This window comes from Ruegeria sp. AJ12 (assembly GCF_056536245.1).
In genome coordinates, this window is the sequence record NZ_JBQFJJ010000002.1 from 407,821 (window position 1) to 414,084 (window position 6,264).

Consider the following 6,264-nt stretch of genomic DNA (forward strand, 5'->3'; position numbering starts at 1 on the left):
GTATGTCAGTCCTGACCCCGCGGGCCCGGTCCGTGAATGACAAACACACACAGGTCGCGTTTTATTCGATGGGCGCTGAAATCAGTTCCGAACAGGCCGTGCGGAGTGCGGTGCAGACGCATACGAAACGTGTCTGGCGTTTTGCGCTGGCCCTGTCAGGCGCATCGGACGTGGCCGATGACTTGTTGCAGGCCACCTGCCTGCGCGCGCTAGAGCGTCATCATCAGGTCAATTCGCATGAGCGGCTGGATTCCTGGCTGATGACAATCTGCCGGTCGATCTGGCTGAACGAGGTGCGCGCGCGGTCGGTACGCCGCGCTCAGGCCTTGTCGGTCACGCCCGAGGCGGATTTGGTTGCAACCGGACCCGATTCAGAAACGAATATTTTCGCGTCTGAAGTGTTTACCCAAGTGATGCAGCTGCCAGAAGCGCAGCGGGAAACGGTCATGCTTGTCTTCGTCGAGGGATACAGCTACCGCGAAGCCGCTGCTTTGCTGGAGGTTCCTATCGGTACGATCATGAGCCGGCTGTCAAATGCCCGGCAGAAACTCAGGACCGTAATGCAGCATGATGCGGCAGATGCCGCGCAACGGAGTGGCAAATGACGTTTTCCGACGAGACGCTGTTGGCGTATCTGGAAGGCAGCCTGGACGAGGGCCAGTGCCGCGCCATTGAGGCTGCGGTAGAGGCCGATGTCGCGCTTGAGCAGCGTCTGATGGCGCTCGACCCGTTTGCGCCGGTGGTTCAGAAGGTTTTGAAGAGGTGCCCGCCCAGACACCACATGTGGAGTTGCCGGAATCGACCCCGTCGGCGCCAGCTTATTCCGGGGGACCGTTGCGTTTGCTGGCCATTGCCGCGTCGGTTGCGGTAATCGCCGTGTCGGCAACATACTGGGCGACGCGCCCGGCCGAGATGGGATGGGCGGAACAGGCCGCGCTCTACCAGTCACTCTATGTGCCGGAAACGATTTCGTCGCTCGACAGCTCTCCCGCGTCTCTGGACGAACAGTTTGCGCAGGCCGAGGAACAGCTTGGCCGTTCGCTGAATCGCGAAGCGCTCGAGGCGTTGCCGGGGCTGGATCTGAAGCGGGCTCAGATATTGTCATTCAAAGGCAAGCCGCTGGTGCAGGTTGTGTTTGCAGACGAACAGGGTCAGCCGCTGGCGTTCTGCGTCATTCGGCAAGGTCCGGGCGCCCCGAACAAGGACATGCAGCAGGCGGTCCTGAGCGGTCTGGCGACCGCGACATGGGCGCGGGACGGGTATGGTTACATGCTTTTGGGTGCTGATGCCGAGACCGATCTGGGTGAAAAGCTGGATGTTCTGACGGACACGTTTTCCAGCTGATCGTCCGGTGTCTCAGGGCATTTCAGAAAACCCCTTGTGGAGCTTTTGAAATGCCCGAAGAATGTCACTTATGAAATCGAAACCTGTCAGGTCTGTTCCGGATGACGAGGCTGAGGATGTGGGGCCTCCCAGCATTTATGATGCCGACGCGCCCGACGAGGATGACCTCTGGTTTCTGCCGCCCGACGAGGACGAACCGCAGGAGGATTTCCTGCCGCCCGGGCCACGCGCTGATCGGCGTATGCTGTTTGATCCGCGCGACTGGCGCGCGGCGCAGGCGGATCTGTCGGTTGAGCTGGCCGATCTGGCGGTGACATTCGGAGCTTTGGATGAACGCTTGCGGGCTGGGCCGGATGGCTGGACGCATCGGCTGGCCCTGATGGACGTGTCCGATCTGGGCTGGTGGACCGGCGACCGGATCAGCGTCGACCGGCTGGCCTTGTGGACCGGTCTGCGGATCGGGGCGACCAGCGATGATGTGCAGGCCCTGTTCCGGGCGGGCTGGGCGGTTCGCCGGTTGACCTCGGGCGCAGCACCGGCGGTTGGCGGGTGGGACGCTGGCCTGACCGCGTTTCTGGACCGAATGGCACAGGGGATCGAGGACGTCCCGGAGGCGGTGGCTGATCTGGCCGAGGTCATGCGCAATGCTGACGGGCTGCATCCTGTGACGCAGGCGGCAATGGCGTTTCACGCGTGGCGCGCCTTGTCACAAGGGATCGGACAGGACACCGAAGCTGCCATCATTGCCGCGCGACACGCGGCAGGCATGGGGCGGGGCGGGGCGATGTTCATGCCGCTGGCCCTGTCAGGCCCCGGCGCTTTGCGCGGTGTTGGCGAGGCGGATGAAAAGCTGGCTGCCTGGATCAGAGGGGCGGGGCAGGCGGTGCTGGCTGCGCTGCTGCATCTTGACCGGGTGAGCACCTGGGAAGAGCGCGCCCGCGAGGCAACCGAAGACCTGAGCGGTCGCACCCCGCCGAGACTGATCGAGGTGCTGACCGCCTGGCCGATGGTCTCGGCCCCGCTGGCCGAAGACCTGACGCAGGCCTCGCGCGCGGCGGTTCAGCGAAACATCGACCGGTTCACCCGGCGCGGTCTTATCCGTGAGGTAACGGGGCAGGGCCGCTACCGGGTCTGGACTGCGGCCCTGTGATACGCCCTCAATAAATGTCGGTTAGGTCGGGCGGTCAGCGTCCGACCCCAACATAGGCTTCAAATCCTGATTTCATCACGGTGCCCTCAGAATAGATATTGCGCAGGTCCACCATTCTGGGGGTCTTCATGGCCCCGGCCAGATCCGTCAGGTTCAGGGCCCGGAATTCATTCCATTCCGTTAGTAGCACGACGACATCCGCGTCTTTTGCCGCCTCATACGGATCGTCCGACCATTCCACGCCCGGCAGCAGCTCTTCGCCCTCGGCCCGTCCCTGTGGATCAACGACCTTCACTTTGGCGCCGCCACCGATGAGGGCTGGCACGATGGTCAATGACGGCGCGTCGCGCATGTCGTCTGTGTTGGGTTTGAAGGTCACACCCAGCATGGCAACTGTCTTGCCGTTGAAACTGTCGCTGCAGGCCTCGCGGATTTTTTCGATCATCCGCTTTTTGATTTCATCATTCACCCGAATGACCGTTTCGGTGATCTGCATCGGATGTGCGTGTTCCTGCCCGATCCGTGCCAGCGCGGCGGTGTCCTTGGGAAAGCACGATCCACCGTAGCCGGGACCCGCGTGCAGGAATTTGTTGCCGATCCGGCCGTCCAGTCCGATGCCGCGCGCGACCTCTTTCACGTCACCGCCGACGCGTTCGCACAGGCCTGCGATTTCGTTGATAAAGGTGATCTTGGTTGCCAGAAAAGCATTGGCGGCATATTTGATCATTTCGGCGCTTTCCAGATCCGTGGTCAGGATCGGGAAATCGCGTAGATAGAGCGGGCGGTAGATTTCCGCCATCACTTCGGCAGCACGGTCGCTTTCGACGCCGACAACAACGCGATCAGGGCGCATGAAATCGTCGATCGCAGCGCCTTCGCGCAGGAATTCCGGGTTCGACGCGACATCAAACTCTGCCTTTGGGTTCGCGGCCGAAACGACTGCGTGCACCTTGCGGTTGGTTCCGACCGGAACGGTCGATTTGGTGACGATCACTGTGTAATCGGTCACCGCGTTTGCGATCTCTTCGGCGGCGGCCATCACGTAGGTCAGATCAGCGTGACCATCGCCGCGCCGGGTTGGCGTGCCCACCGCGATGAACACCGCATCCGCGCCATCAACGGCAGCGGCCAGATCGGTGGTAAAGCTCAGGCGTCCGGCGGCCACGTTCTTGGCCATCAGCACGTCCAGTCCCGGCTCATAGATCGGAACCTCGCCCGCCTGCAGCATCTGAATCTTCTGATCCGCCTTATCGACGCAGATCACATCATGGCCAAAATCCGAGAAGCACACTCCGGACACCAGACCCACATAGCCTGTGCCGATCATCGCAATACGCATTAATAAAATCCTTCTTACCAATTACCGCTGGTGGCGCGCGCACAATCAGGGATCCGGCGCCGGTTTCAATGCCTGAGCGGCGCCTTGGGTTGCATTCCACAGATTCTTGCTGTTTTTGAGACCATAAACAGGCGCAATTGCACTTAAGGGCTCAGATATGACCAAAACGGCATTGATTACCGGCATAACAGGCCAGGACGGATCGTACCTGGCCGAGTTCCTGTTGGAAAAAGGATACGAAGTTCACGGGATCAAGCGGCGGGCATCATCATTCAACACCCAGCGCATCGATCACATCTATCAGGATCCGCACGAGCCCAACCCGAAACTGCACCTGCATTACGGTGACCTGAGCGACACCTCGAACCTGACGCGAATCATTCAGCAGGTTCAGCCGGACGAGGTGTATAATCTCGGGGCACAATCGCATGTGGCGGTCAGTTTCAGATCCCCGGAATACACGGCGGATGTGGATGCCATCGGGACCCTGCGCCTGTTGGAAGCGATCCGGTTTCTGGGGCTGGAGGACAAAACGCGGTTCTATCAGGCGTCGACGTCCGAGCTGTATGGGCTGGTGCAGGAAACGCCGCAGCGAGAGACAACGCCGTTCCACCCGCGCTCGCCTTATGCCGTTGCCAAGCTTTATTCCTACTGGATCACAGTGAACTACCGCGAGGCCTACGGGATGTATGCCTGCAATGGGATCCTGTTCAATCATGAGAGCCCGCGCCGGGGCGAGACCTTTGTGACGCGCAAGATCACGCGCGGCCTGGCTAATATCGCACAGGGCCTCGAAGAGTGCCTGTACATGGGCAACATCGACAGTCTGCGCGATTGGGGACATGCCAAGGATTACGTGCGGATGCAGTGGATGATGCTGCAACAGGACACGCCCGAGGATTACGTGATTGCCACAGGCGTGCAGTATTCCGTTCGTCAATTCATCGAATGGTCCGCTGCCGAACTTGGCGTTGTGGTCGAGTTCACGGGCGACGGCGTTGATGAGGTTGCGACCGTCAAACATATTGATGGCGACAACGCCCCCGCGCTGACACCGGGGGACGTGGTCATGCGGATCGACCCGCAATACTTCCGTCCGGCGGAAGTTGAGACGTTGGGGGGATCCCTCGAAAGCAAGGCAGAAACTGGGATGGGTGCCGGAACTGACCGTGCAGGACATGTGCGAAGAAATGGTGCGCGAGGACCTGAAAACCGCCAAGCGCCACGCGCTGCTGAAACAGCACGGCTATGACCTGCCTGTCAGCCTGGAAAACGGCTGAGGAGGGCGTCATGCGCAAGATCTATCTGGCAGGGCATCGCGGTATGGTCGGAGGCGCCATCCTCCGACGGCTACAGGATCGGCAATCCGCGGGCGAGGCGCTGGAGGTGATCACCCGCACCCATGCCGAACTGGACCTGACCAATCAGACGGACGTGCGCGACTTCATGCAGGCGGAACAGCCGGATGTCGTGATCCTGGCAGCGGCCAGGGTGGGTGGCATCCATGCCAACAACACGTACCCGGCTGATTTCATTTATGAAAACCTGATGATCGAATGCAATGTGATCCATCAGGCTTTTGCAGCAGGGGTCAGACATCTGTTGCAACTGGGCAGCTCGTGCATTTACCCCCACAAGGTTCTGCAGCCCATGCGCGAGGACGCCCTGCTGACAGGGGTTCTTGAACCAACAAACGAGCCCTATGCCATCGCAAAGATTGCCGGGATCAAGCTGTGCGAAAGCTACAATCGGCAGCATGGGGTCGACTATCGCTCGGTCATGCCGACCAATCTGTACGGGCCGGGGACAATTTTCATCCCGAGAACAGCCATGTCCTGCCAGCGTTGATCCGTCGGTTCCACGAGGCGCAGCGCGACGGGTTGGATGAAGTAGCGATCTGGGGGACCGGAAAGCCGCGGCGCGAATTCCTGCACGTGGATGACATGGCAGAGGCATCCCTGTTCGTTCTGGACTTGCCGCGGGATGTCTACGCAGCCAATACGCAGCCGATGCTCAGCCATATCAATGTGGGCTACGGGTCGGATGTCTCGATTGCGGAGCTGGCGGAACTTGTGGCTGGGGTTGTGGGATTCAATGGCCGGATCACGCAGGATACGAGCAAGCCGGATGGCACCAAGCAAAAGCTGATGGATGTGTCGCGTCTGGCGGATATGGGATGGCGCGCCAGCATCGGGCTCGAAGACGGTGTTCGTGAGACCTACGCGTGGTATTTGAAGCAGCCGACAGCAAATCTGCGGGCCAGTTGACCGCCCGGGCACGCGGCCCAGGCGAAACGTTCATCAGAACCAGCGGCCGATGGCGGTAATCGTGGGCGCCAACGTGGTTGCGTCCGTCACAGACGACAGAACCTTATAGGTCACAAGTGCGAGTGTTGGGGCGTCCAGTCCAAGGAAGCGGCCTGTGGCACCGC

General features: G+C 60.7%; 4 protein-coding genes and 2 pseudogenes. 5 read left to right on the forward strand and 1 reads right to left on the reverse strand.

Going from position 1 to position 6,264, the window contains the following annotated elements; genetic code table 11:
- The first annotated feature begins 2 nt into the window (after positions 1 to 2).
- The 3 genes from ACR3E0_RS22130 (at position 3) to ACR3E0_RS22140 (ending at position 2,494) form a co-directional block, all read left to right on the forward strand.
- On the forward strand, positions 3 to 605 hold the full coding sequence (locus ACR3E0_RS22130) for an RNA polymerase sigma factor (protein WP_480481222.1): 603 nt from the start codon (positions 3 to 5) through the stop codon (positions 603 to 605).
- 184 nt (positions 606 to 789) lie between these two features.
- Complete coding sequence (locus ACR3E0_RS22135) at positions 790 to 1,344, forward strand: hypothetical protein (RefSeq protein WP_480481729.1); 555 nt, start codon at positions 790 to 792, stop codon at positions 1,342 to 1,344.
- Positions 1,345 to 1,414: 70 nt separating this feature from the next.
- A complete protein-coding gene (locus ACR3E0_RS22140; protein ID WP_480481226.1) occupies positions 1,415 to 2,494 on the forward strand; it encodes a helix-turn-helix domain-containing protein in 1,080 nt (359 codons plus the stop codon).
- A 34-nt stretch (positions 2,495 to 2,528) separates the two neighbouring features.
- Here the strand turns inward: ACR3E0_RS22140 and ACR3E0_RS22145 are convergent, their stop codons facing one another.
- Positions 2,529 to 3,833 (reverse strand): UDP-glucose dehydrogenase family protein, encoded by a 1,305-nt coding sequence (locus ACR3E0_RS22145; RefSeq protein ID WP_480481228.1) that lies wholly within the window; start codon positions 3,831 to 3,833, stop codon positions 2,529 to 2,531.
- A gap of 157 nt (positions 3,834 to 3,990) precedes the next feature.
- Between ACR3E0_RS22145 and gmd the strand changes: the two are divergent.
- Both gmd and fcl read left to right on the forward strand, forming a co-directional pair.
- A pseudogene (gene gmd, locus ACR3E0_RS22150) lies at positions 3,991 to 5,113 on the forward strand (GDP-mannose 4,6-dehydratase).
- 10 nt (positions 5,114 to 5,123) lie between these two features.
- A pseudogene (gene fcl, locus ACR3E0_RS22155) lies at positions 5,124 to 6,100 on the forward strand (GDP-L-fucose synthase).
- The last annotated feature ends 164 nt before the right edge of the window (positions 6,101 to 6,264 follow it).

Excerpts from the sequence above, each read along its gene's own strand:
- ACR3E0_RS22130 (WP_480481222.1), top strand. The coding sequence starts at position 3 with ATGTCAGTCCTGACCCCGCGGGCCCGGTCCGTGAATGACAAACACACA.
- ACR3E0_RS22140 (WP_480481226.1), top strand. The coding sequence starts at position 1,415 with ATGAAATCGAAACCTGTCAGGTCTGTTCCGGATGACGAGGCTGAGGAT.
- ACR3E0_RS22145 (WP_480481228.1), bottom strand. The coding sequence starts at position 3,833 with ATGCGTATTGCGATGATCGGCACAGGCTATGTGGGTCTGGTGTCCGGA.